Source organism: Amycolatopsis sp. NPDC104587 (assembly GCF_055583645.1).
On record NZ_JBVJNO010000009.1, the window covers coordinates 234,677 to 256,087 of the forward strand.

Below are 21,411 nucleotides of genomic sequence, written 5' to 3' on the forward strand. Positions count from 1 at the left end.
GGCTCAGTCCCAGCGGCCGTCCGGGTCGGCCTGGCCGTCCGCGGCCGCATCGACCGCCGCGATCACGCGGCGGGCTTCGGCGCCCTGCGTCGAAACGCCGTGCCGGCACAGGTCGTCGCGAGCCTGCTGCACGCCGCACACCTGCCGGGACTGCAGGATCCCGACGGCCTCGTTCACGGCCGCCCGCAACCGCAGTCGCTCCAGCAGCTCCCGCGCCGCCGTCTCCCCCTCGCCGGGAGCACCGTGCCGATGCGTCACGGCAACCGGACCGCGCCGGGGTCGGCGACGATCATCGCGGCGAGGTCACGCACCTTGCGGTTCGTCCGCTGCGAGACGTCGGTCAGCCACGCGAACGCGGCTTCCTGGTCGACGTCGAGGCGGGCCATGATGATGCCCTTCGCCGAGGCGATGACGTCACGGCTTTCCAGCGCGGCCAGCAGGCCCCGGACCTGCGCCTCGGCGGCTCGCCACCGCGCGGCGGTCAGGATGACGGCGGCCGCGGCCGAGGTGAACATCGCGACCACGGCCGCGCTGACCGGGTCGAACGCGCCGACGCGCCGGCTCCAGACGTTCATCGCCCCAGCCAGGCCGAGCTCCCTGGCCCGGCGGCGCGCAGCCGGGCCGTCCTCGGCGACGAACAACGGGCACGACAACGAGGTGCGAACCCCGTGCTCGGAGGCGGTTTCCAGCAGGTTCGGCCAGCGGAGCGGGTCCTGGTCGAGCTCGGTCCGCACCACCGACTCGCTTCGGACGGCCTGCAGGCACGGCCCGTCCTCGGCGCGGTACTGGGCGTCGTCCAGAGCCTCCAGCGACGGTTCGGTCGCCGCGACCGTCGCCGGGACATCGCGGTCGTACAGCGTCACGGTCACCCCGTCGGCGTCGGGCACGACCTCCACCATCCGGCTCGCCACGCGGCCCAGCAGGTGCTCCCGGGGTTCGTCGGGCTCCAGGGAGTTCGTGAAATCCAGCAGAGCCGCGCCCACGTCGTGCACCGGATCCACGATCGCTCCTCCCGTGCAGACCGATGAAATGACCAGCCTACGCGCCATGGCCCCAGGCCACCGGACGGCCGGTCGCGGTGCGGTGACCGCCGACGACCTTCCACCGCGGGCGTTTATCCAGCGGGTTCCGGGAAACAACCAGATCATGCCGACCCGGAGCACGAACTGCTCGAGTCGCTCGCCGGAGCACGACGAGATCGCACGGCGCCGCACTCACCGGCTGGAACGCACCCGAACACGCCCTGAAAAGTCACGGGCTGGACGCCTTCTTGAACTCGTGGGGCCGGCTCACCGAGCCGGTCCGCTGACCGAAGGGATCCACCCACGGTGAAGATCGCCATGGTTTCGGAACACGCCAGCCCATTGGCCGCGTTGGGCGGAACGGACGCCGGCGGGCAGAACGTGCACGTCGCCGAACTCTCCGCCGCACTGGGCCGCGCCGGCCACGAGGTGACGGTCTACACCCGGCGAGACAGCCCCGACCAGGCCCACGAGGTGAGCACCCGGCGGGGGTTCCGGGTGGTGCACGTGCCCGCGGGACCGGCGCGACCGGAGCCGAAGGACAGCCTGCTGCCGTACATGGGCGAGTTCGGGGCGTTCCTGCGTGACCGCTGGGCCCACGAGCGGCCCGACGTGGCGCACGCGCATTTCTGGATGTCCGGCATCGCGACGGCTCTGGCAGCGAGTGCCACCGGGACCCCGTTCGCCCAGACCTTCCGCGCGCTCGGTGCGGTGAAGAAGCGCTACCAAGGTGACGCTGACACCAGCCCGGCCGAGCGGACCCGACTGGAGCGGATGGTCGGCAGGCAGGCCGGCCGGGTGATCGCCACGTGCTCCGACGAGGTACTCGAGCTGTCCCGGATCGGGGTACCGCGTGGCCGCACCTCGATCGTGCCCGGCGGCGTCGACCTGCGGCGGTTCACCCCGGACGGTCCGGCCGCGCGACGGCACGCGCCCCACCGCCTGGTCGCCGTCGGCAGGCTGGTCCCGCGAAAGGGTTTCGACGTCGCCATCACCGCTCTGGTGCGGGTGCCGGACACCGAACTGGTGATCGCGGGCGGGCCCGAGCGGGGCCGGCTGGGCGAGGACCCCGAGGCCCGCAGGCTTCGTGCGCTCGCCGACCGGCTGGGAGTGGGCGACCGGGTGCGCTGGGCCGGGCAGGTCGTCCGGGAACGCATGCCGGCCTTGCTGCGCTCGGCCGACGCCGTCGTGTGCACCCCGTGGTACGAACCGTTCGGGATCGTGCCCCTGGAAGCGATGGCGTGCGGGGTGCCGGTCGTCGCGACCGCGGTCGGCGGCCTCACCGACTCCGTCGTGGACGGCGTCACCGGCCTTCTGGTGCGGCCGAGGAAGCCGGCCGAGCTGGCGGTACGGCTGCGGCTCCTGCTCGGCAACCTCGGTCTACGGCACGCATACGGGGCCGCGGGCCGCGACCGGGCCGAGGTTCGCTACTCCTGGGACCACGTCGCCGTGCAGACGCTTCGGGCCTACCAGCACCTGGTGCCCGGAACCGTCGTCACCGGCAGCCGGACGCAGGTCGGCTGACCGGGTGCCGGGGCGCGCTCGCTCAGCCGATGTACTGCCGCGCGCCCCTCGTAGTCGCCATCGTGTCCCGGGGCAGCGGCTCAATGTCCCCGGTCAGCCCGGGTGGTTCCTGCTGCGGGGCGGGCGCACTCGAATCCCGGGAGCCGGTCACTCCGGCGCGTGGCGCCCACGTCCCCCAGCCAACTCTCCGGCGGCCGCTTCAGCCTGCGTCCGCGGCGGTGAGTCGAACGAACCGGTCTCGTTTACCGCCGAGCACCACGGGTAGCCGCTGGACTCCCGGATTCTCGGAGGTCCTCATGGTGCAAGTTCATTCGCGGCGGAGCGCGGCCCGGACCGGCGCTCTGCTGTTCGGTGTGGTTTTCCTCGTGGTCGGCGTGCTGGGGTTCGTCCCCGGGATCACCACCGCGTACGCCGATCTGCGGTTCGCCGGGCCGCATTCCGGCGCGAGCCTGTTCGGCGTGTTCACCGTTTCGGTGTTGCACAACCTGGTGCACCTGCTGTTCGGCGCGCTCGGTGTGCTGGCCGCGCGACGCAACGGCGTGTCGCGGGCCTTCCTGATGATCGGCGGCGGTGTCTACGTGCTGCTGTTCGTCTTCGGCTTGGCGATGAACCACGACACCCCGGCCAACTTCATCCCGGTGGACAACGCGGATGACTGGCTGCACCTCGGTCTCGGCCTCGCAATGATCGCAGCGGGCGTGGCGACAACGGCCCGCGATCGCGCCGAGGGCCGTTATCCGGAGCCCGAGATCCAGGGCCACTGACCGGCCGGAGCTGGGCGACGGCCGCCCGAATCGACCACCACGCACTCTTACTGCTCCCCGCGCAGGGCCGCCACCGCGAAACGAGCGGCCAGTCCGTCAGAAAGTCCGGTGATGGCGTGCCGGTCGTCCCGAACCGCGATGCGATCGGCTGTGGCGTGCACGAACACCACCGGGCGGCCGGCCGCGTCGAGGTCGCCGTTCTGCGGGTGGACCACGGTGCCAGCGCGACGACGCTGCGGCAGCTGCTCGCGGATTTGGCCCAAGGCCCAGCGGACGTCGTCGCCCTCGCTGTGCAGGACAATGACCGCTGCCACGGGAGACCGCGGAGTCCAGGTGGCGATGAAACGCGTAATCCGCTTTCGGACGAGGCCGACGTGGTCACTTCCCGAGCGCGGTGCGGATGACGTCGCGCGCCCGGTCCATAATCGCCGCCGGTGGGCCCAGCAGCAGATTGGCCTTCGCGCTCTCCACACCCGGGTGCGGTCGCGTCGGCGCCACCGCCTCGGCCAGCCGCACCGTCACCGCCATCGCCTTCAACCGCTCCGTCGTGTGGTGCGCGCGCAGGAACGGGAACTCTTCGCGCTCTTCGTGTTCCGCGTGCGCGAGCACGTCCTCGCGCAGCTGGACGAGCAGCGTGTCGAACCCGTCGGCGTCGGGCCCCATCTTCTGCAACGTGGTCAGCAGCTCCTTGGCCCGGCGCTCTTCGCCCAGCCGAGCCTCGACGACGGTCTCCGCCGCCGGTTCGATGTCACGGATCTCGGGGTGCACGACCTCTTCTTCCGCGGTTTCGTGCACGGCCAGCAGGCGCACGAGACCGCGGAAGACCTCTTTCCGCCGGTCGCCGGGCGCAGTTTCAAGCTCGGCGAACATCGCCCGGATCTCCCGGTGCTGCCGCTGCAGCAATGCGATGACGTCTTCGTCGTGGTCCGCCATGGGAACTCCTTGTCGGAACGGGGTTGATGCCGCGAGCACAGCAGAAATTCGGGTTGCCGCCTGTTCGTCCGGTACCCGCGCGCGTTCCCGGCAAACGAACAGCGCCTTCGTCGAGTGAGCTTGCGCACGACCGAAGCCGGCCGGCGGCGGAGCCGGTGCACGGCCGTCCGCCGCCGGTACGGGTCTGTCGTTCAGGAAAGCTTCTTCTTCGTCGCCTTGGCCTTGCCTTTCGCGGTGCCCTTGGCGTTCTGCAGCGGCGCGTAGGTGCCGTAGAGCGCAGGATCGGGCTTCGGCGCGGTGCCCGGACCACCGAGCGGTTCGGGCTCCATGAGGTACTCGATACCCGCGTCGGTGGTCCAGCCGCCTTTGGCGCCGTCCGGGCCGTCCGAGAGGTGCCAGATGGTGTTGTTGTGCGTCTGGTCTTCTTCGTCGAGCAGAGCGTCGGGCACGATCTCGTCCTCGAGGCCGTCGGCCTTCAGCTCTTCGATCGCGGCCAGCCACTGCCTCTGGTGCACGGTGTCGCGGGCGAGGTTGAACTGCAGCATCGCCTTCACTCCGGGGTCGTCGGTCATGTTGTAGAGCCGGGCGGTCTGCAACCGGCCCTGGGCTTCGGCGGCGACGTTGGCGCGGAAGTCGGCCAGCAGGTTGCCGGACGCGACGATGTACCGGCCGTTCCAGGGATAGCCGTTGCTGTCGGCCGGGAGCGCCCCACCCCCGCCGACGATGGCCTGCTGGACGTCCATGCCCCCGAGCGTGGCGGCCATGACCGGGTCCTTGACGGCGTCGGCGGTCATGGTCGCCGGAGCACCTTCGAGGAGGCGCGCGACCATCGTGGCGAGCATTTCGACGTGCCCGATCTCCTCGGTGGCGGTGTCCATGAGGAGGTCTTTGTACTTGCCTTCGATGCGGCAGTTCCAGCCCTGGAACAGGTACTGCATCGTCACGCTCATCTCGCCGAACGCGCCGCCGATCAACTCCTGGAGCTTGTGGGCGTAGACGGGGTCGGGCTTTTCGGGCTTGGCTTCGAACTGCAGCAGCTTCGTATGACGGAACACGGTTTTCCTCCCTTGGGCAAGTGGCTCCGCTGGGGCCAGCGGCTGCGGAGACGTTCCCGGTCGGCGATCGGTTAACCGCGCGAAGACGACTTGATTTGCGCGCCGCGCCACGAATTCTTTCCCGTAGTGGCGGGCGCTTATCGGTCACCTGTCCGGGTATGCCGACCGTATGGGTTCCACCGCCGAACGGACCGCTCCCGGTCTGCCGGACACGTCGACACGGAAGGGGAAAACCATGCCAACAGCTTCACCCGCACGCACGCGGACGCCCGTGCAGGTCGCCGCGGGTGGTGTCGCAGTGGTCTTCCTGCTGGTCGGTGTGCTCGGTTTCGTCCCGGGCATCTCTACCTGGTGCTCTGGTTGTACGGGCTGCTCGTCGACCACAGCAGTGACGCCAACTTCGTCCCGGTGAACACCGCAGACAACTGGCTGCACCTCGGCCTGGGTGTCGGCATGATCGCTGTCGGTCTGCTCACCGCCCGCGCGGCCCGTACTCCGCGGCGACAGGCGGCTCGCGGTCCCGGGCTCGGCTAGCCACCACGCAGAGCGTGGTCACCAGGGACGTCGGCGGTCGCCCCCCCCAGAGCCTGCCGACGTCCCGCCCCGCGTGTCGAACCGGATCGCGCGGCGCCTCGCGCGTACGCCGACGAGTTCGGCGACTTCGACCACCCTCTCCCGCTGGATCCGCGGAACGCCATGCCCGAAAGGTGCTCCCGCGCTTCGTCGGGCTCCAGGGAATTCGTCAGCTCGGCAGAGCCGCGGCGATGCCGTGCACCGAGTCCACGAGCGCCACTCCCCCTGGCGTGCGCGCGAGGTGCCGGTGTCAGGTGGCGTAACCGCGACGGTGCCCGGCCGCGTCCCGGCGCAGTTGGACCGTCTCGTCACCGACGTCACCGAGCCGGTCGGCACTCTCACGGCCCGCCACATCCAGGTCGTCCAAGGCGCTGATCTACCCCGCCGGCTGCCGCAAGGTCGACGCATCACGCCAGGCCCAGTCCGCAATCTCCCGCGCGCCGATCGCGCTCGGCGTCGACCCTCGCTTCCCCCCGTCGCCTCGCTGCCTGTCGGCTCGCCACCCCCAACACCGGCGCCAGAACGGCCCAGCTCGTCGTCTGACGTCCGCCACGCGCGCAAGGGTGGACGAATGCCCCATCGACGTCGTGACCGCCACGATCGGTGCGCTCGGCCTGCATCGGCGTGGCGACACGGCTAGCTTCGGGTCGTGCTCAGATTCTGTGCGGTCGGCGTGCTCACCCTGCTCGCGCTCGGCGCCGTCGCGCTCGCCGTGTTCACCGGCCCGTGGTGGTGGTTGCTCGCCGTGCCCCTGCTGGTGCTCGCCGGTATCGGGTGCTGGGACCTCTTGCAGCGCAAGCACTCGGTCCTGCGCAACTACCCCGTGCTCGGGCACCTGCGATTCCTGCTCGAAGCCCTGCGACCCGAACTGCAGCAGTACTTCATCGAGCGCAACTTCGACGGCCGCCCCTACGACCGCGACATCCGCAGCATCGTCTACCAGCGGGCGAAGGGCACCGACGCCGAAGAGCCGTTCGGCACCGAACGCGACGTCTACGCCGATGGCTACGAATCCCTCGTCCATTCCATGGCGCCGGTCGAGGCCCCGGACGACCCGCCCCGGATCCGGATCGGCGGCCCGGACTGCACCAAGCCCTACGACATGGCCCTGCTGAACGTCTCGGCGATGAGCTTCGGGTCCCTGTCCGCCAACGCGATCCTGGCCCTCAACAAAGGCGCCGCACTCGGTGGGTTCGCCCACGACACCGGCGAAGGCGGCCTGTCCGAGTACCACCTGCGCCACGGCGGCGACATCGTCTGGGAGATCGGCACCGGCTACTTCGGCTGCCGGACCTCCGACGGCGACTTCGACAGGACCGAGTTCGCCGACAAAGCCGCCCACGACGCCGTCAAGTGCGTGTCGCTGAAGCTGTCCCAAGGCGCCAAACCCGGCATCGGCGGTGTGTTGCCCGGCAGCAAGGTGAACGCGGAGATCGCCCGCGTCCGCGATGTTCCGCAAGGACAGACCGTCATTTCCCCGCCGTACCACCGGGTCTTCTCGTCACCACGCGAGCTGGTCCGGTTCGTCGCCGAGATGCGGCAGCTGGCCGGCGGCAAACCGGCCGGGTTCAAGCTCTGCCTCGGCTCGCGACAGCAGTTCCTCGCGGTCTGCAAGGCCATGCTCGCCGAGGGCGTCACGCCGGACTTCATCATCATCGACGGCGCCGAGGGCGGCACCGGCGCCGCACCGCTGGAGTTCGCCGACCACATCGGGACCCCGCTGACCGAAGGGCTCATCACCGTCCACAACGCACTGGTCGGCACCGGGCTGCGCGAGAAGATCAAGCTCGGCGCCAGCGGCAAGGTCGCCACCGGCGCCGACATCGTCAAACGACTGCTGCAGGGCGCGGACTACACCAACGCGGCGCGGGCGATGATGTTCGCCGTCGGCTGCATCCAGGCCCAGCGCTGCCACACCAACACCTGCCCGGTCGGGGTCACCACCCAGGACCCCCGCCGTGCCCGCGCGCTGGACGTCGCGGACAAGTCCCTGCGCGTCGAGCGGTTCCAGCGGTCCACCGTTGCGGGCGCCCAGCAGATCATGGCGTCGATGGGTGTCCGGTTCCCCGCCGAGCTGCGGCCGCACATGCTGCGCCGCCGCGTCGACCCGCACCAGGTCCTCTCCTACACCGAGCTCTATGACTGGCTCAAGCCCGAGCAGCTGCTGTCCGAACCGCCCGAGACGTGGGCGAGCGACTGGGCCGCGGCCGACCCCGACCACTTCACCGTCTGACCCACCAGGAGAATCCCATGGCCCGCACCGTCGCCCAAGTCATCGTCGACAGCCTCGGCCGGCTCGGCGTCACGCACGTGTTCGGCGTCGTCGGTGACGCCCTCAACCCGCTGACCGACGCGATCCGCCGTGCCGAAGACGTCGAATGGGTCGGCTGCCGGCACGAGGAGGCCGCCGCGTTCGCCGCCGGGGCACAGGCGCAGCTCGGCGACACGATCGGCGTCTGCATGGGCACGGTCGGGCCCGGATCGGTGCACCTGCTCAACGGCCTGTACGACGCCGCGAAGTCTCACGCGCCGGTGCTGGCCATCGCCGGGCAGGTCCCGCAAGCCGACATCGGCACCGACATGTTCCAAGAGGTCGACAACGACCTGCTGTTCAAGGACGTCGCGGTCTTCCGCGCCACCGTGACCTCGCCCGAACAGATCCCCGGCCTGCTCGAGATCGCGGTCCGCACCGCGATCAGCCGCGGCGGCCCCGCCGTCCTCACCGTCCCGGGCGACCTCGGCGACAAGAAGGTCGACGCCGACCGGGAACCGCGGTTCTCCCTCGCCGAACGCAGCACCCGCCCCGACGACCCCGCCCTCGACGCCGCCGCCCAGCTGCTCAACGCCGCCGAGAAGGTCACGCTGCTGGTCGGACGCGGAGCCCGGCAGGCCCGCGAGGACGTGTTGGCGCTGGCGGACCGGCTGGCCGCGCCGATGGTGCTCACCCTCAAAGCCAAAGAAGGCTTCGAAGCCGACAACCCGTTCGAGGTCGGCCAGACCGGCTTGATCGGCAACCCCGCCGCCGCCCAAGCGCTGGACGACGCCGACCTGCTGCTCCTGCTGGGCACCGACTTCCCCTACCGGGCCTGGTATCCGACGGGCAAGAAGGTCATCCAGGTCGACGCCGTGGCCGAGCACATCGGCCGCCGCGTCCCGGTCGAACTCGGCCTCGTCGGCGACGTCGCCCCCACCGTCGCGGCCCTGCTGCCGCGGCTGTCCCCGCGCGCGTCCCGCAGCCACCTCGACGACGCCCGCGCGCACTTCGACCGCTGGCACGCCGGGCAGCGGCGGCTGGCCTCCCCCGAGCACGACAAGGGCGTCGTGGGCAAGGTCCGCTCGGTGTTCGACAACCGCGACCACGAGATCCGGCCCGAGGCCCTCGCCGCGCTGATCGACGAGCACGCCGCTCCGGACGCGGTGTTCACCTCCGACACCGGGATGGCGACGGTGTGGTTGTCACGCTTCGTGCGGATGACGGGGACCCGGCGGCTGCTCGGTTCCTACAACCTCGGGTCGATGGCCAACGCGATGCCGCAGGCGATCGGCGCCCAGCTGCGCGACCGCGACCGCCAGGTGATCGCGTTCTGCGGCGACGGCGGCCTGAGCATGCTGCTGGGCGACCTGATGACCATCCACACCTACCGGCTGCCGGTGAAACTGGTCGTCTTCGACAACCGGCGCCTGGGCATGGTGAAGCTGGAGCAGGAACAGGCCGGGCTGCCGGAGTTCGGCACCGAACTGGACAACCCGGACTTCGCCGCCGTCGCCACCGCGCTCGGGCTGACCGGCATCCGCGTCACCGACCCCGGCGACCTCGCCGAGGCCGTCCAGCGCGCACTGGCCACGGACGGCCCGGTCCTGCTGGACGTGCTGACCAACCCCGAGGAGATGTCCGTGCCGCCGAAGCCGACGGTGGACCAGGGCTGGGGCTTCGCGATCGCCAAAGTGAAGGAGCATCTCCGCAGCACCGGCGACAAAAGCTGACAGTCACCTCGGACGACGTTCCAGCGCGGCTTTCCGACGGGCCGACGCGACTACGAGACCGGCATCGCCATGATCACCGAGGGACAGCGCCGGCTCAACAATCCTCGGCGACAACCGCGGGAGAAGGCGTGTGCGCGGTTCCTCAGCCGTGCGGGACCGACCAGGTCCGTCCGGCCGGGAGCATGCGGGCTCAGCTCCGTTCGGTTTCCGCGGCCACATCCGCGACCTCGTCCTCGTCCATCGCCCTGGTGTCGCGCGGCGGGAGGAACGGCTCTTCCTGGTCCTCATCACGCCCGGCCTCGATCGAACGCGCGCGGGCCACCTCGGCGTCCAGCTCCGCCCCCAGCAGCACGGCGATGTTCGAGATCCACAACCACACGAGGAACACGATCACCCCGGCCAGCGAGCCGTAGGTCTTGTTGTACGAGCCGAAGTTCGCAACGTACAACGCGAACCCCGCCGACGCCAGCACCCACAGCACCACGGCCAGCAGGCCGCCCGGCGTCAGCCATTTGAACCCCGGCTGCCGCACGTTCGGTCCGGCCCAGTACAGCAACGCGAAGGCCAGGCTGACGAGCAGTGCGATCACCGGCCACTTCGCGATCTCCCACACGAGCACCCCGGTCGAGCCGAGCCCGATCAGGTCGCCGATCCGGCGGGCGACCGCGCCCGTCGCGACCACGCCCAGCGCGCATGCCGCCAAGAGCGCGACGATGCCGACCGTCAGCGCGATACGCAGCGGAACCGTCTTCCAGATCGGGCGCCCTTCGGGCATGCCGTAGATGGCGTTCGACGCGCGCATGAACGCCCCGACGTAACCGGACGCCGACCAGAGCGCGCCGAGCAGGCCGATGATCGCGAGCGGCCCGGCCAGGCTCCGCGATCCGGCCAGCTCTTTGATCGCACCGACGAGAATGTCCCTGCCCTGTCCTGGAACGACCTGGTTCACGTTGTCGATCACGGTCTGGATCGCGTTCGGGCCCAGCAACCCCAGGATCGCCGTGAGCACGATGATGCCCGGGAACAGCGACAGCACGGCGTAGTAGGTCAGCGCGGCCGCCCAGTCGGTCACGTTGTCGCGGTTGAACTGCCTGACGGTGCGTTTGAGCACCCCGCCCCACGTCCTCTTGGACAGCTCGCCCGGACCGTCGGGGGTGTTTCTTCGTTCGGCCACCATCGCCACCTCCTGCTTCGTCGGCGCGGCATACCCCGTCCACGACCGGGTACTCCTCATCCGTTCCGAGAAGCAGGAGGAAGCCCTGACCCAGGTCAAGGGCGAGCCCGGCTGCTAGCTGGTCCACCAGGGCTTCGACGGCGAGCACCACCTGGCCGAGCTGGGCGCGCACACCGACCGCGACGCGGAAACTTCGCCGCGGCCGACGCCGCCACCATGGTCGCGATCCTCACCGCCGAAGACCAGGGCACCCCCATGACGCCGGCGCGTTCTTCGCCACGGCTCGCGCACCGCCAGAACGCCGCGCTGGCCGGCTACACCGAAGCCGAAATGGCCTTCGTCGAGACGGTCGTCGACCGGTTGACCGGAGTCGTGGAAGACTTCGTGGACCATCCACCGGCAGCCCTCGAGGGATACGGGTTACACGGCTCCAGAGCGGCTCGACGTCGGAAAGTCCCTGCTGCCGAAGGAAATCCCGCAGCTTTCGTCGACACGTCCTCGCCGCCGGTGGCCACCACGAGCGTCACCGCGGTGCCCGCGGGTGCTGCAGCAAGCCGCTAGCGCCCAGGGTCTCGTCGCCCGGGTGGGCGGCGACGACCAGCGCGGGTGAACGGGTCGTCCGGCCACGCGGGAAACGCCGGCTCGGGCGTCACCCGGCCTCTCCGGCGGCCAGCACCTGCCGGCCCAGCGCGGCGAGATCACGCTCGGCGTGGTGCTGGCGGACATAGACGCCCAGGTCGGCCAGCCGCTGGGCGAACCGGCGGTCGCGGCCCAGTGGTGCCGGACCGGTCAGCCGGGGTGCGTGATCGAGGATCACGCGCACGGCCTGCTCGACACCGGCCCGGCACGTGCTGGCGACGTGCCACGGGTCGGCGGCCTGCTCGATGGTTTCGGCGGCGTTCAGCAGCAGGACCTCGGCCGAGCGCAGGGCCGCGTGCATCGTGCCCAGGTGGGCCACCTGGTGCTCGTCGGCGGCGCCGGTTTCGCGCAGGTGGCTCAGGACGCCGTCGAGCACTCCGGCCGCCCCGCCGAGCCAGACGGCGGCGACCCCGCCCCCGCCCAGCGCGAAGCCGGGTCGGCCGACGTACCAGTCCGGCGGGCCGATGTGCGCGTCGGCCGGGATCAGGATGCCGTCGAAAACGACGTCGCCGCTGTCGGAGGCGTCCATGCCGACCGCCTGCCAGGTGTCCGGGTGCCGCTGCACACCCGGGTCGGTGAGATCGACGTCGACCAGCCGGTCGCCGGCCGCCACCAGGGCGCGGTCCAGGAGGGACAGTCCCGAGCAGAACCGCACCGTGCCGCTGAGCCTGCCGTTTTCGAGAACAGCGCCGGTGCCGCCGGACTTCGCCGCCCAGACGCCGTAGAGCGCGCCGGGCAGCGGGGCCAGGCCGGCCTCGCCGAGAATCGCGACGGCGTCGGCGTGTCCCTCGGCCAGCCGCGCGAGAGCGAGGTCGATCCGGCCGAGGGCGGCCAGCGCGGCCCAGCGCCCCACGAGCCCGCCGGTGCCGGGCTGCGGCAGTTCGAGCGCGCCGGCCGCGTACAGCGTGCGGAGGTCGGACCCGATCGAGGCGGTGGATCGCGGCAGCGGCAGCGGTTTCGGCGGAGCGGGCTCCAGCAGACCGTGCGCCGGTCTGGCCTCCCAGGTGATCATGGTCACCGGTTACCCGAAGCCCCTGCCGATCATGCGTCACTCACCGCTCAGGCAAGCGGGGTCTCGGCAAGTGCCTCCACCAAGTCACCGGGGGTGTCGAAGAGGGCGACGGCGCCCGCCTCGCGCAGCTCGTCGTCGCCGAACCCGCCGGACCGGACCACGATGGCGGGCATCCCGGCCCGCTTCGCCGCCTCGACGTCCCACACCGAATCGCCCACCACCACGCTCCGGGCGTCCGAAGCGGCGCCGACCTTCTTCAACGCGACCTGAAGCAGGTCGGGCGCGGGCTTCGACGCCTCGACGTCGGCACTGGTCGTCCACGCATCGACGAGATCGCGGGCGGCCAGCTTGTCCAGAAACACGTCCACATGCCGCTCCTGAGCGGAGGAGGCCAGCACGAGCCGGTGCCCGCGCTCCTTGATGGCCACCAGAAGCTCACGAGCGCCGGGCAGCACCGCCATCTCCTCGAGCAGCAGGTCGGCCTCCTCCGTCTGCCGCTGCCGGACCTGGTCACCGATCCGGCGTTCGAGGTCCTCGCCCCCGATCTTGGTGGGGATCTGGTCCCCGCCCATGCCGATCAGCCGGTGCAGCCGCCACACCGGGACGGTCTCCCCCAGCGAGCGCAACGCCCGGTACCACGCCAAGGCGTGCTGGTAGTTGGAGTCGACGAGCGTCCCGTCGATGTCGAGGACGGCGATCACGGAGTCAGTCACCCCTGCCGACTACCCGGTGGCCCGGACCTTCAAGCGCGGTCGAGGCGGGGGTAGGCGACCTCGCGCAGGACGAGCAGGAGCGCGGCGGCGACCGGGATCGCGACCAGCGCGCCGACCACCCCGAGCAACACCCCGCCGAGCAGGACCGCCACCACCGTGACCAGCGCCGGGACCTCGACCGCTTTCCCGATGATCCTGGGCACCAGCAGGTAGTCCTCCAGCAGCCGGTAGACCAGGAAGAACCCGCCCGTGGCCAGCGCGACCGGCCACGACACCGTCAGCGCCACCAGCGACACCCCGACCCCGGCGATGGCCGTCCCGAGCACCGGCACCAGGTCCAGCAACGCGACCAGGATCGCGAGCAGCAGCGCGTAGGGGACGCCGAAGACCAGCAACCACACGAACGCGGCGGCGCCGGCGATGAGCGAAATCAGCGCGTTGCCGAGCACGTAACCGCCGACCTTGGCGAAGATCTCGTCGCCGATGAGGATGGTCCGGGGTCGGCGGGTGTGCGGGACGAGCCGGTACAGGCCCGCGCGGATGCGGGGCAGGTCGGCCAGGAAGTAGATCGTCAGCACGGCCACGACCAGCAGGTCGCCCACGGTCCCGAGCACGGCTTTGCCGGCGTTGAGCGCGCCTTCGAAGCTGCCGCCGCTGAGCAGCTGCTGCAGGTTCTGCTGGATGCCGAACCGGTCGTTGAGCTGCCCCAGCGGGGAGTTGTGGTTCTTGAGGTCCTGCAGGTACTGCGGGACCTGGTGGGCGAACGCGGTGGCCTGCTCGACGAGGACGGGGATGGCCGCGGCGAGGAACCCGCCGCCGATCAGCACCAGGGCCAGCAGCACCGTGAGCACCGCCGCCCAGCGCGGGAACCGGTGCCGGGCCAGCCACGACACGGCAGGTTCCAGACCGATCGCGATGAACAGCGACAGCCCGATCAGGACCAGGGTGTCCTGGGCCGTCACGATCAGCTGGGCCACCAGGTACGTCACCGCGACCCCGGCGGCGCCGAGCATTCCGACGAAGAACGGCGACTTCCGATTCAGCTTCCGCCCCGGTTCACCCAGCGGGGCCGTCTCGGTGCTCAGCTCGGCCGCCTCGGCTTCCGCTTTGGCGACCGATCCCTCTTCGTCGGTGTGCGGCTGGGCGACGAGGTCGTGGTGCCCCTCCTGCGCTTCTTCACGCTCTTTGCGGCTTTCCGCGGGTTCCGGCATGCCCCAGCCTTCCGTTCGGACCGAGTCCCGGCTACCCCGGCCGCACGGAGGCAAACTCCGGGGTCCGAGCCCGAAACTCGCGGCGAAAAGCGGACCACTCCCGTCGCGCGGTCAGTCGGCCTTCAGCTCGCGGATCCAGGCGCGGGCGCGGTCCACGGTCGGGTGCAGGCTGAGCGTCTCGTCGAGCCGGGAAACCTGCAGCACCCTCCGCACCGCGTACTGGTCCGTGACCACCGCGAACGGCAGGCTCCGGACGGCGGAGGCGGAGCCGAGCTCGGCGATCACCTGCAGGCCCGCCGAACCGCAGAAGGAGATCCCGCCGAAGTCGGCGATGAGCGCCGGGGGGGGTTCGCCGCCAACGCGGCCCGGGCGCCATCGCGCAGCAGCGGGACCGTCGCGGCGTCCAGGTCGCCGGACGCGGCGACGATGGCGGCTTCGGGCACCGTGGCGCGGTGAACGGTCAACGCGGGTACCTCGTCTTCGCAGGTCATCGGGCCTCCCTCGATCGCCGGCGACGCAGACGCGCTTGCATCGTTTTGTCATCGAATCTCAGGGTAACCGGGTCTCGGAACGATCTCGACCCGAAAGGATGCACTCGCCATGAGCACCGTCACCGAGTCCGTTGACGTCGAGACCGACGTCACCACCGCCTACAACCAGTGGACCCAGTTCGAATCCTTCCCGCACTTCATGGAAGGCGTGGATGAAGTCCGGCAGCTCGACGAAACGCACACCCGCTGGAAGGTCAGCGTGGGTGGTCAGCACCGCGAGTTCGACGCCACGATCACCGAGCAGCACCCCGACGAACGGGTCGCCTGGAAGTCGGACTCCGGGCCCAGCCACGCCGGGGTGGTGACCTTCCACCGCCTGGGCGACCACCGCACCAGGGTGACCGCGCAGATGGACATCGACCCCGAGGGCTTCGTCGAGAACGTCGCCGACAAGCTCGGTCTCCTCGACCGGCGGGTCAAGGGCGACATGAGCAGGTTCAAGACGTTCATCGAAGAGCGGGGCGGTCAGGAGACCGGTTCGTGGCGCGGCGACGTCGAACGGCCCGGTAGCTGAGCGTCCGGCGGCCTCCGGGTCCACACTGGTGCGATGAACCAGCCCGCCGCCCCCGCCGTCACCTGGCCGGCGGGGGCGGTCGCCCGGATGCTCGGGCTTCCGGCTTCCACTCTTCGCGCCTGGCACCGGCGCTACGACCTTCCGCTGGTCGCCCCGCAGCACGGTAGCCACCGCCGCTACACCCGCGCCGACGTCGATGCCCTCCTGCGCATGAAGCACCTCATCGCGCAAGGCCTCAGCACCGAAGGCGCGGCCGCACGGGCGTTCCACCCGCTCGGCGAAACGTACGACGTCGGCACGCTCCTTTCCGCGGTCCACGGTCTGGAGATCGACACCGCGACCGCACTGCTGAACGCGCACCTGGACCGCAACGACGTCGTCGACACCTGGGACAACCTGTGCCGGCCCGCCTTGGCGGCCTTGAGCGACGACGGCGACCGCTGCATCGACCTCGTCCACGCCCTCTCCTGGGCCATTGCCGCCGCCCTGCACCGCATCACCACGCCCGCCGGCTCAACACCGGCGGTCCTGCTGGCCTGCGCCGACGGCGACCGGCACACCTTGCCTCTCGAGGCGCTCCGCGCCGCGCTGGCCGAGCGCGGCCGCACGGCCCTGTTCCTGGGCGCGTCGTTGCCGGACTCCGCGCTGCGGGACGCCGTCGACCGGGTCGAGACTTCGTCGATCGTGGTGTGGAGCAGCTTCCCGGCCACGCCCCCGGACGTTCCCGGCGCCCGGCTCGTCCTGACCGGCCCCGGGTGGCCCGCCGATGCCGCGCCCGGCGCTCGCCCGGCAACTTTCCGTGAAGCCGTGGCCCTGCTGGTGGCCGACGGTTGAGTGTTCCTCGGGTTGCTGATGAAGTCGGATCACCAGGGGAAGAGTTCACCCTGCTTGATTCGGCGACAGCTCGGACGCCCGGCGGTCACGCACAGGAGCTCGCTTCCGAGACCACGGTGTGCGGCCCCAAGGCTTGGCCACCGAAAGCCAGGTCATGAACAAGAACGCCACGATGTTCAGGGCCGCACCGTAGGCCAACGGTCCCGCCACCGGGCTTTCGACCCCGCCGGCGGCCGCCGCCATGGCTTCCTCCACCCACACACCGAGCCCGAACGTGCTGTAGACGATCACCGCGGCCGTCAGCACCAGCTTGGCCAGCCCCCACTTCGTGAACAGGCCCAGCACGATCCCGCCGACCAGTGCGGCGAACGCGGCCGGGATCACGACGAAGTCGTCAATCCGATCGATCATCAGATAGGACACCCGCCGTACCGCGCGGTCGCCGGTGTACCCGGCGGTCATGGCCGGCACCACGTTGGCTGCCCCCGCGCCCAGCCAACCCACCGACACCGCCACGCGCGTGAACACCAGCACCCGGCAGGTTTACCTCCGCGCGAAACGGCTACAGACAGACGTCCGCCTAATCACGCGAGGGGTCAGGGTGCAGGTTCCGCAAAGGATCAGTGAAGCCGAGCCGGCGCGTGTTCGTGTTGCCGGCGATCTCGAGGTGGCCACACGGCCCGGCCAGTGGGCGGCGGGCGAGGCGCACTACCTCTACCACGAAATCTTCACCCACGACGACTACCTCCGGGACCTGCCGCCGTTGCGTCCGGACGCCGTGGTCGTCGACGCGGGCGCCAACATCGGCTTGTTCGCGCTGCGGATCGCCCGGCTGTGCCCGGACGCGCGGCTCATCGTCGTGGAACCGATCCCCGCGACCTGCGCTCTGCTGCGCGCCAACGTGGCCGACGTCGACGGCGGATCCGTGCACGTCGTCGAAGCCGCTCTCGGAGACCGCGCCGGGCGTGTGGTTTTGACCGCTTACCACCACCTGTCGGCCAATTCGACGAGCCGTCCGAGCGAGAAGCCCGCGTCCTGGACGGCGGCGATGCGCGAGACCCAGCCGGACCCGCGGTCGGCCGACGAGATGCTCGGCACCGACCTCGTGGAAGCCGACGTCGTGCGCCTTTCCAGTGTCCTGCCGTCGCCGCCCGCGCGGATCGACCTCGTCAAGGTGGACGTCGAAGGCGCGGAGCTGGAGGTGCTCCTCGGCATCGACGACCAGGACTGGCCACGCATCGCCGCGCTGGTCATCGAGGTGCACGATGTCGACGACCGCCTGGCCGAGGTCGAACGCCTGCTCACCCGGCACGGCTTCGAGTGCGGTCGGCGCGTGCCGGCGATGATGTCGCCGGAACTGCGGCACCACATCGTGACCGCGGCGCGGCCGTGAGCCACCTCAGCCCCACCGGGCGAAGAAGCCCTCCAACGTCTTGGCCCGCTCGCCCTCCTCTTCGAGCGCGAGTGAGCGTCGGCCGAAAGCGCGGTCGACGACGTCGTCGACCGCGAAATGCGCGGACCAGCGCCGGGCCCGTCCGAGGGCACGGGTAGACCACGCGACCCCCAGCAGCTCGCCGTCGCGGACGAGGTCGACCCGGCCGGCGTCGGACTTCGCGATCAGCGCCACCGCACGCTCGACCGCCGAGCCGGGCAGGGGCTGGTGAACTTCGACGCGGACCCGGGCCCTGCGGAGCTGGTCCCCGGTCCACGGTTGCAGGCGTATGACCGTCGCGTAGGTCTCCAGCAGGCGCTCGTCCTGGACCGGCAACCGGAGCGCCAAATCGCGATGCGTCTGACGCAGCACCGAATGCACGGTCCGCACCGTGTGCTCGAAAGAGCCGCCGGCGTGGACGTCGACGAGCACGTCAGGAATCGTCCCGGGCATCGGCGCACCCCGGGTGGACGGCTCGGGGATCACCGCGGCCAAGCGTGCGCTCTGGTGGTCCATGATCTCAGCCCGCTCCCCACGGCCCGCCCAGTCGGGCCCGTCGTGCCACGCGACGGCCTCCCGTTCGTGCACCAGCACCGCGCCCGCGTTCCACGCTCGGTATGCGAAGTCCCAGTCCTCGCCGCCGTAACCGACGAACCGCTCGTCGAAGCCGGCCACGTCGTGGAAGAGCTCGCGGCGGCAGGCCAGCACCGCGCCGATCACGAAGCGGAAGCTGCGGCCGTCGGCGTGCAGCAGGTTTCCCGAGGTGGCGTAGGCGTCCTTAAGCCAGGCGGGCTCCGGCAGCTCGGCCGAGACGTCCGGTTGTTCGTCCTCTGCCAGCTCGGCGAACGAGGCGTGCCGGCGACGCCCCACCGCCAGCACATCGGGACACACGGCGATGTGACGGACTATTTCCTGGAGGTAACTCGCCTCCGGCACGGTGTCTGCGTCCAGGAAGACGAGCACTTCACTCGTGCTCTCGCGAGCGGCCAGATTCCGAGCGGCTCCGGCGCGGAACCCCTCGTCCGGCTGGCTGACGACGGTGGTTTCGACGCCGGGCACTGCGAAGACCGGAGCAAGCGCCGAGCCGTCGTCGGCCAGCACGACCTGGGCGGGACGCAAGGTCTGGCGGCTCAGCGCCGAGGCCATGCGGGGCAGCAGGTGGTGCTGCTCGTAGTGGGTCACGACCACGGTCACGGTCGGGATTCGCCGTGGCCGGCCCGTCAGCAGGTCCCAGCGGTTGTGCGGAACCAACACGTCGGTCAGCACGAGAGCACCCGGCTTCCGGCGAGCACCGACCGGTAGAGCGCGACGTGCGCAGCACCGACGTCACGCCAGCGCGGGTAGTCCGGCAACCGCGTCGCCTGCGGCTCGTCGAGCGCCCGAGCGGTCTGCTCGACCACTTCTGCCTCGGTCGCCGCCAGCAGGAGGTTGCCCGGGTAGCGGCGCTCGATTTCGCGGCCGTAGGGGCCGGCCGAGGTGATGGGCCGCCGCCGGCAGGACAGCCAGGACAACAGCGAGCCGCTGGCACTGACCTCGCGGTTGAGCACGAGCGGCGCTCCTGCCGCACGTGCCACAGCTGCGAACCGCGAGTCGGTCAGGTGACCGGTGATCGCGAACGGGACGCGGCGGACCTCGGCGTAGCGGCGCAGCTCGCCTTCCAGGTCGACGTGACCGGCGCTCGTGGCGCCCGCGGCGATCACCTCGGGTGGCCCGCCGGACCGGACCCGGCCCAGCGCCGCAGCCACGTCGATCGCCTCGCGGTGCCCCTTTCCCGGGTAGAGGTAGCCGAGCACGACCAGCGACGACGCCAAGCCGGCCGGAACTTCGAACGGGACGGGGCCCGGCTCCGCCGGCAAAGGGAGGTCGATGTGGTGCGGCGCGCTGCCGGTCAACCGGCTGATCTTGCGGGCCTCGTGCTCGGCCGAGACGACGACGACATCGCTGGCTGCCACGACCGCGGCGTAACCGGCCGACCGCACCACGTCCCGCCGGCCGCGGCCGGCGGGATCGGGGACGTCGTGCACCGTGACCACCAGCGGGCGCCGCGCTCGTGCAGCCCAGCTCCGGTAGGCCCGGGCGGCTTCCGCGATCGACGGGCCGAACAGGGTGTCGGTGAAGTGGGCGTGGGTCAGGTCCGGTTCGCGATCTGTCTCCAGCATCCCGTGGGCCGCGCACAACCGGGCCACCGAGCGCGCGTGCCGGACCACTCCGTGGCCCGCCGGGCCGGGCGCATAGGTGTGCACTTTCACCACGAGCCGCCCGCCGCCACCCCGGCCGTGAGCACCGAGTGGTAGACGGCGAAGTGGGCGTCGGCGATGACCTCGCGCTCGGCCGCCCGCCGCACTGGGTCGGCGCGCCACCGGGGACGTCGCCCGTAGGCCTGCCGCAGGACCCGGTCCAGGCTTTCGCGGTTCACTTCGGCTTCGGTGCGGTGGTACAGCAGGCACGGGGCCTGCTCGTCGAAGAACCCGCAGTCCGGCGCCAGCACCGTAGTGCCCAGGTCATAGCACGCTTCCAGCCATCCCGAGTGAGTGCCGAACCGGTGCGGGAGCACGGAGACGTCGAGGCCTTCGAGGTAGTCGAACAACTCGGCGTCGGAGAAGCGCGGTCGCACGGCGACCGGCACGCCTCGCCGTGCGAGTTCGTCGGCAGCGCGTCGGCCGCCGTCGTCATCGTGGGCGTGCACGACCAGCCGAGCCTCGGGCAAGGTGGCCACGGTGCGGGCCAGCTGTTCGGCGACGGCCACCGCGTCACAGTTCGCGCGCACGCTTTTCGCGTGCACCCCGACGACGAAGGAGTCACCACGCCGGGAAACCCGTCTTGCACGAGCGGGTTCCACCACGTGGGGATGCGGGATCACCTCCGCCGTGCGTCCCCACGCCTGGGCGATCCGGGTGGCCGCTCCCGGGGTCAAGGTGATCACGGCGTTGGCCGCGGGAACCAGGGTATCCAGGGCGGCGCGGTGCGGGCGGGGATCGGCATGGTGCGGATTGCGGAGGTCGTGGACGGTCAGCACCAGGGGCTTCCTCAGGGCGCGCACGGTCTCGACCATCGCCCGCAGCTCCGAAGTGGACCGGTGCTCGTACCCGAAGTGCAGGTGCAGCAGGTCGAACCGGTCTTGGTGAGCGTGCAGCCACGCGGGTTCCAGCGAGCGGTGCGGCCACCACTGGCCGACGGCGGCCCCGGGCACCGGCGGATCGGGCAGCACCCGGAACCGCGGTTCCGCACGCGTGTCCGCGATATTGCGAATATAGGAATGCCCCGCCGGGACCGAAGCAATCGTCAACGGCCTGTTCACCGAGGGCGAGTATCCACTCCTCCGACGGGTAAACACCGGTTCACCCCCATCGGGTGCTCCGCGAGGTCCTCCCGCAACCCGCGTTTATCGTTCCACCGAAGGGGAACCAGCCAACAGCTTGAGCGGTAAATTCGACGACTTGAGATTTCACGGGACCTCAGCGAGTGGAAACAGTTTC

23 protein-coding genes are annotated in these 21,411 nt (G+C 70.8%); 9 read left to right on the forward strand and 14 right to left on the reverse strand.

What is annotated here, in order from left to right; all coding sequences use genetic code 11:
• Positions 1-3: 3 nt before the first annotated feature.
• Positions 4-258 (reverse strand): hypothetical protein, encoded by a 255-nt coding sequence (locus tag ACZ61C_RS28555; RefSeq protein ID WP_465310924.1) that lies wholly within the window; start codon positions 256-258, stop codon positions 4-6.
• Positions 255-1,001 (reverse strand): ANTAR domain-containing protein, encoded by a 747-nt coding sequence (locus tag ACZ61C_RS28560; RefSeq protein WP_465310925.1) that lies wholly within the window; start codon positions 999-1,001, stop codon positions 255-257. Before ACZ61C_RS28560 ends, ACZ61C_RS28555 begins: the two co-directional genes overlap by 4 nt.
• A gap of 327 nt (positions 1,002-1,328) precedes the next feature.
• Between ACZ61C_RS28560 and ACZ61C_RS28565 the strand changes: the two genes are divergently transcribed.
• Together ACZ61C_RS28565 and ACZ61C_RS28570 are read left to right on the forward strand one after the other, a co-directional pair.
• On the forward strand, positions 1,329-2,546 hold the full coding sequence (locus ACZ61C_RS28565; RefSeq protein WP_465310926.1) for a glycosyltransferase: 1,218 nt from the start codon (positions 1,329-1,331) through the stop codon (positions 2,544-2,546).
• 296 nt (positions 2,547-2,842) lie between these two features.
• Positions 2,843-3,310: a DUF4383 domain-containing protein gene (locus ACZ61C_RS28570; RefSeq protein ID WP_465310927.1), complete on the forward strand. Its 468-nt coding sequence runs from the start codon at positions 2,843-2,845 to the stop codon at positions 3,308-3,310.
• A 47-nt stretch (positions 3,311-3,357) separates the two neighbouring features.
• Here ACZ61C_RS28570 and ACZ61C_RS28575 read toward each other — a convergent pair whose 3' ends face one another.
• The 3 genes from ACZ61C_RS28575 to ACZ61C_RS28585 all read right to left on the reverse strand — a co-directional run bounded on the left by ACZ61C_RS28575 (position 3,358) and on the right by ACZ61C_RS28585 (position 5,298).
• A complete protein-coding gene (locus ACZ61C_RS28575) occupies positions 3,358-3,624 on the reverse strand; it encodes a hypothetical protein (RefSeq protein WP_465310928.1) in 267 nt (88 codons plus the stop codon).
• 64 nt (positions 3,625-3,688) lie between these two features.
• Entirely contained in the window at positions 3,689-4,243 is a 555-nt protein-coding gene (locus tag ACZ61C_RS28580) for a hemerythrin domain-containing protein (RefSeq protein WP_465310929.1), read from the reverse strand.
• A gap of 191 nt (positions 4,244-4,434) precedes the next feature.
• Positions 4,435-5,298, reverse strand: coding sequence for a manganese catalase (locus tag ACZ61C_RS28585; RefSeq protein WP_465310930.1), 864 nt, complete (start codon positions 5,296-5,298; stop codon positions 4,435-4,437).
• Between the two features lie 351 nt (positions 5,299-5,649).
• Here ACZ61C_RS28585 and ACZ61C_RS28590 point away from each other — a divergent pair, with 351 nt between their 5' ends.
• The 3 genes from ACZ61C_RS28590 to ACZ61C_RS28600 all read left to right on the forward strand — a co-directional run bounded on the left by ACZ61C_RS28590 (position 5,650) and on the right by ACZ61C_RS28600 (position 9,855).
• The gene (locus ACZ61C_RS28590; protein WP_465310931.1) at positions 5,650-5,832 is read left to right on the forward strand and encodes a DUF4383 domain-containing protein; all 183 of its coding nucleotides are present in this window, start codon (positions 5,650-5,652) and stop codon (positions 5,830-5,832) included.
• A 688-nt stretch (positions 5,833-6,520) separates the two neighbouring features.
• Positions 6,521-8,104, forward strand: coding sequence for an FMN-binding glutamate synthase family protein (locus tag ACZ61C_RS28595; protein WP_465310932.1), 1,584 nt, complete (start codon positions 6,521-6,523; stop codon positions 8,102-8,104).
• Positions 8,105-8,121: 17 nt separating this feature from the next.
• Positions 8,122-9,855: a thiamine pyrophosphate-dependent enzyme gene (locus ACZ61C_RS28600; protein ID WP_465310933.1), complete on the forward strand. Its 1,734-nt coding sequence runs from the start codon at positions 8,122-8,124 to the stop codon at positions 9,853-9,855.
• A 190-nt stretch (positions 9,856-10,045) separates the two neighbouring features.
• On the opposite strand, the gene ACZ61C_RS28605 is transcribed toward ACZ61C_RS28600, so the two are convergent.
• Complete coding sequence (locus ACZ61C_RS28605; protein ID WP_465310934.1) at positions 10,046-11,032, reverse strand: YihY/virulence factor BrkB family protein; 987 nt, start codon at positions 11,030-11,032, stop codon at positions 10,046-10,048.
• 213 nt (positions 11,033-11,245) lie between these two features.
• Between ACZ61C_RS28605 and ACZ61C_RS28610 the strand changes: the two genes are divergently transcribed.
• Positions 11,246-11,590, forward strand: coding sequence for a hypothetical protein (locus tag ACZ61C_RS28610; protein WP_465310935.1), 345 nt, complete (start codon positions 11,246-11,248; stop codon positions 11,588-11,590).
• A gap of 88 nt (positions 11,591-11,678) precedes the next feature.
• Here the strand turns inward: ACZ61C_RS28610 and ACZ61C_RS28615 are convergent, their stop codons facing one another.
• From ACZ61C_RS28615 to ACZ61C_RS28630, 4 genes are all read right to left on the reverse strand, one after another.
• Positions 11,679-12,680, reverse strand: coding sequence for an acyl-CoA dehydrogenase family protein (locus ACZ61C_RS28615; protein ID WP_465310936.1), 1,002 nt, complete (start codon positions 12,678-12,680; stop codon positions 11,679-11,681).
• 47 nt (positions 12,681-12,727) lie between these two features.
• Positions 12,728-13,393, reverse strand: a complete 666-nt coding sequence (locus ACZ61C_RS28620; RefSeq protein WP_465310937.1) for an HAD family hydrolase — start codon at positions 13,391-13,393, stop codon at positions 12,728-12,730.
• 29 nt (positions 13,394-13,422) lie between these two features.
• Positions 13,423-14,604, reverse strand: a complete 1,182-nt coding sequence (locus ACZ61C_RS28625; RefSeq protein ID WP_465310938.1) for an AI-2E family transporter — start codon at positions 14,602-14,604, stop codon at positions 13,423-13,425.
• Between the two features lie 111 nt (positions 14,605-14,715).
• Positions 14,716-14,889 (reverse strand): hypothetical protein, encoded by a 174-nt coding sequence (locus tag ACZ61C_RS28630; protein WP_465310939.1) that lies wholly within the window; start codon positions 14,887-14,889, stop codon positions 14,716-14,718.
• A 315-nt stretch (positions 14,890-15,204) separates the two neighbouring features.
• On the opposite strand from ACZ61C_RS28630, the gene ACZ61C_RS28635 reads away from it, so the two are divergent.
• Both ACZ61C_RS28635 and ACZ61C_RS28640 read left to right on the forward strand, forming a co-directional pair.
• Positions 15,205-15,669: an SRPBCC family protein gene (locus ACZ61C_RS28635; protein ID WP_465310940.1), complete on the forward strand. Its 465-nt coding sequence runs from the start codon at positions 15,205-15,207 to the stop codon at positions 15,667-15,669.
• A 33-nt stretch (positions 15,670-15,702) separates the two neighbouring features.
• Positions 15,703-16,503, forward strand: coding sequence for a MerR family transcriptional regulator (locus ACZ61C_RS28640; RefSeq protein WP_465310941.1), 801 nt, complete (start codon positions 15,703-15,705; stop codon positions 16,501-16,503).
• Positions 16,504-16,548: 45 nt separating this feature from the next.
• On the opposite strand, the gene ACZ61C_RS28645 is transcribed toward ACZ61C_RS28640, so the two are convergent.
• The gene (locus tag ACZ61C_RS28645) at positions 16,549-17,037 is read right to left on the reverse strand and encodes a hypothetical protein (RefSeq protein WP_465310942.1); all 489 of its coding nucleotides are present in this window, start codon (positions 17,035-17,037) and stop codon (positions 16,549-16,551) included.
• 133 nt (positions 17,038-17,170) lie between these two features.
• Between ACZ61C_RS28645 and ACZ61C_RS28650 the strand changes: the two genes are divergently transcribed.
• Positions 17,171-17,896, forward strand: a complete 726-nt coding sequence (locus ACZ61C_RS28650; protein ID WP_465310943.1) for an FkbM family methyltransferase — start codon at positions 17,171-17,173, stop codon at positions 17,894-17,896.
• Positions 17,897-17,902: 6 nt separating this feature from the next.
• Here ACZ61C_RS28650 and ACZ61C_RS28655 read toward each other — a convergent pair whose 3' ends face one another.
• The 3 genes from ACZ61C_RS28655 to ACZ61C_RS28665 are packed head-to-tail and all read right to left on the reverse strand — an operon-like array spanning position 17,903 to position 21,233.
• A complete protein-coding gene (locus ACZ61C_RS28655; protein WP_465310944.1) occupies positions 17,903-19,201 on the reverse strand; it encodes a glycosyltransferase family 2 protein in 1,299 nt (432 codons plus the stop codon).
• The gene (locus ACZ61C_RS28660; protein ID WP_465310945.1) at positions 19,195-20,187 is read right to left on the reverse strand and encodes a glycosyltransferase family protein; all 993 of its coding nucleotides are present in this window, start codon (positions 20,185-20,187) and stop codon (positions 19,195-19,197) included. Before ACZ61C_RS28660 ends, ACZ61C_RS28655 begins: the two co-directional genes overlap by 7 nt.
• Positions 20,181-21,233: a glycosyltransferase family protein gene (locus tag ACZ61C_RS28665; RefSeq protein ID WP_465310946.1), complete on the reverse strand. Its 1,053-nt coding sequence runs from the start codon at positions 21,231-21,233 to the stop codon at positions 20,181-20,183. Before ACZ61C_RS28665 ends, ACZ61C_RS28660 begins: the two co-directional genes overlap by 7 nt.
• Between the last annotated feature and the right edge of the window lie 178 nt (positions 21,234-21,411).

What these genes read in the sequence shown, in the direction of transcription:
- ACZ61C_RS28570 (WP_465310927.1), top strand. Translation starts at nt 2,843, where the DNA reads ATGGTGCAAGTTCATTCGCGGCGGAGCGCGGCCCGGACCGGCGCTCTG.
- ACZ61C_RS28580 (WP_465310929.1), bottom strand. Translation starts at nt 4,243, where the DNA reads ATGGCGGACCACGACGAAGACGTCATCGCATTGCTGCAGCGGCAGCAC.
- ACZ61C_RS28600 (WP_465310933.1), top strand. Translation starts at nt 8,122, where the DNA reads ATGGCCCGCACCGTCGCCCAAGTCATCGTCGACAGCCTCGGCCGGCTC.
- ACZ61C_RS28605 (WP_465310934.1), bottom strand. Translation starts at nt 11,032, where the DNA reads ATGGTGGCCGAACGAAGAAACACCCCCGACGGTCCGGGCGAGCTGTCC.
- ACZ61C_RS28610 (WP_465310935.1), top strand. Translation starts at nt 11,246, where the DNA reads ATGGTCGCGATCCTCACCGCCGAAGACCAGGGCACCCCCATGACGCCG.
- ACZ61C_RS28615 (WP_465310936.1), bottom strand. Translation starts at nt 12,680, where the DNA reads ATGATCACCTGGGAGGCCAGACCGGCGCACGGTCTGCTGGAGCCCGCT.
- ACZ61C_RS28625 (WP_465310938.1), bottom strand. Translation starts at nt 14,604, where the DNA reads ATGCCGGAACCCGCGGAAAGCCGCAAAGAGCGTGAAGAAGCGCAGGAG.
- ACZ61C_RS28635 (WP_465310940.1), top strand. Translation starts at nt 15,205, where the DNA reads ATGAGCACCGTCACCGAGTCCGTTGACGTCGAGACCGACGTCACCACC.
- ACZ61C_RS28640 (WP_465310941.1), top strand. Translation starts at nt 15,703, where the DNA reads ATGAACCAGCCCGCCGCCCCCGCCGTCACCTGGCCGGCGGGGGCGGTC.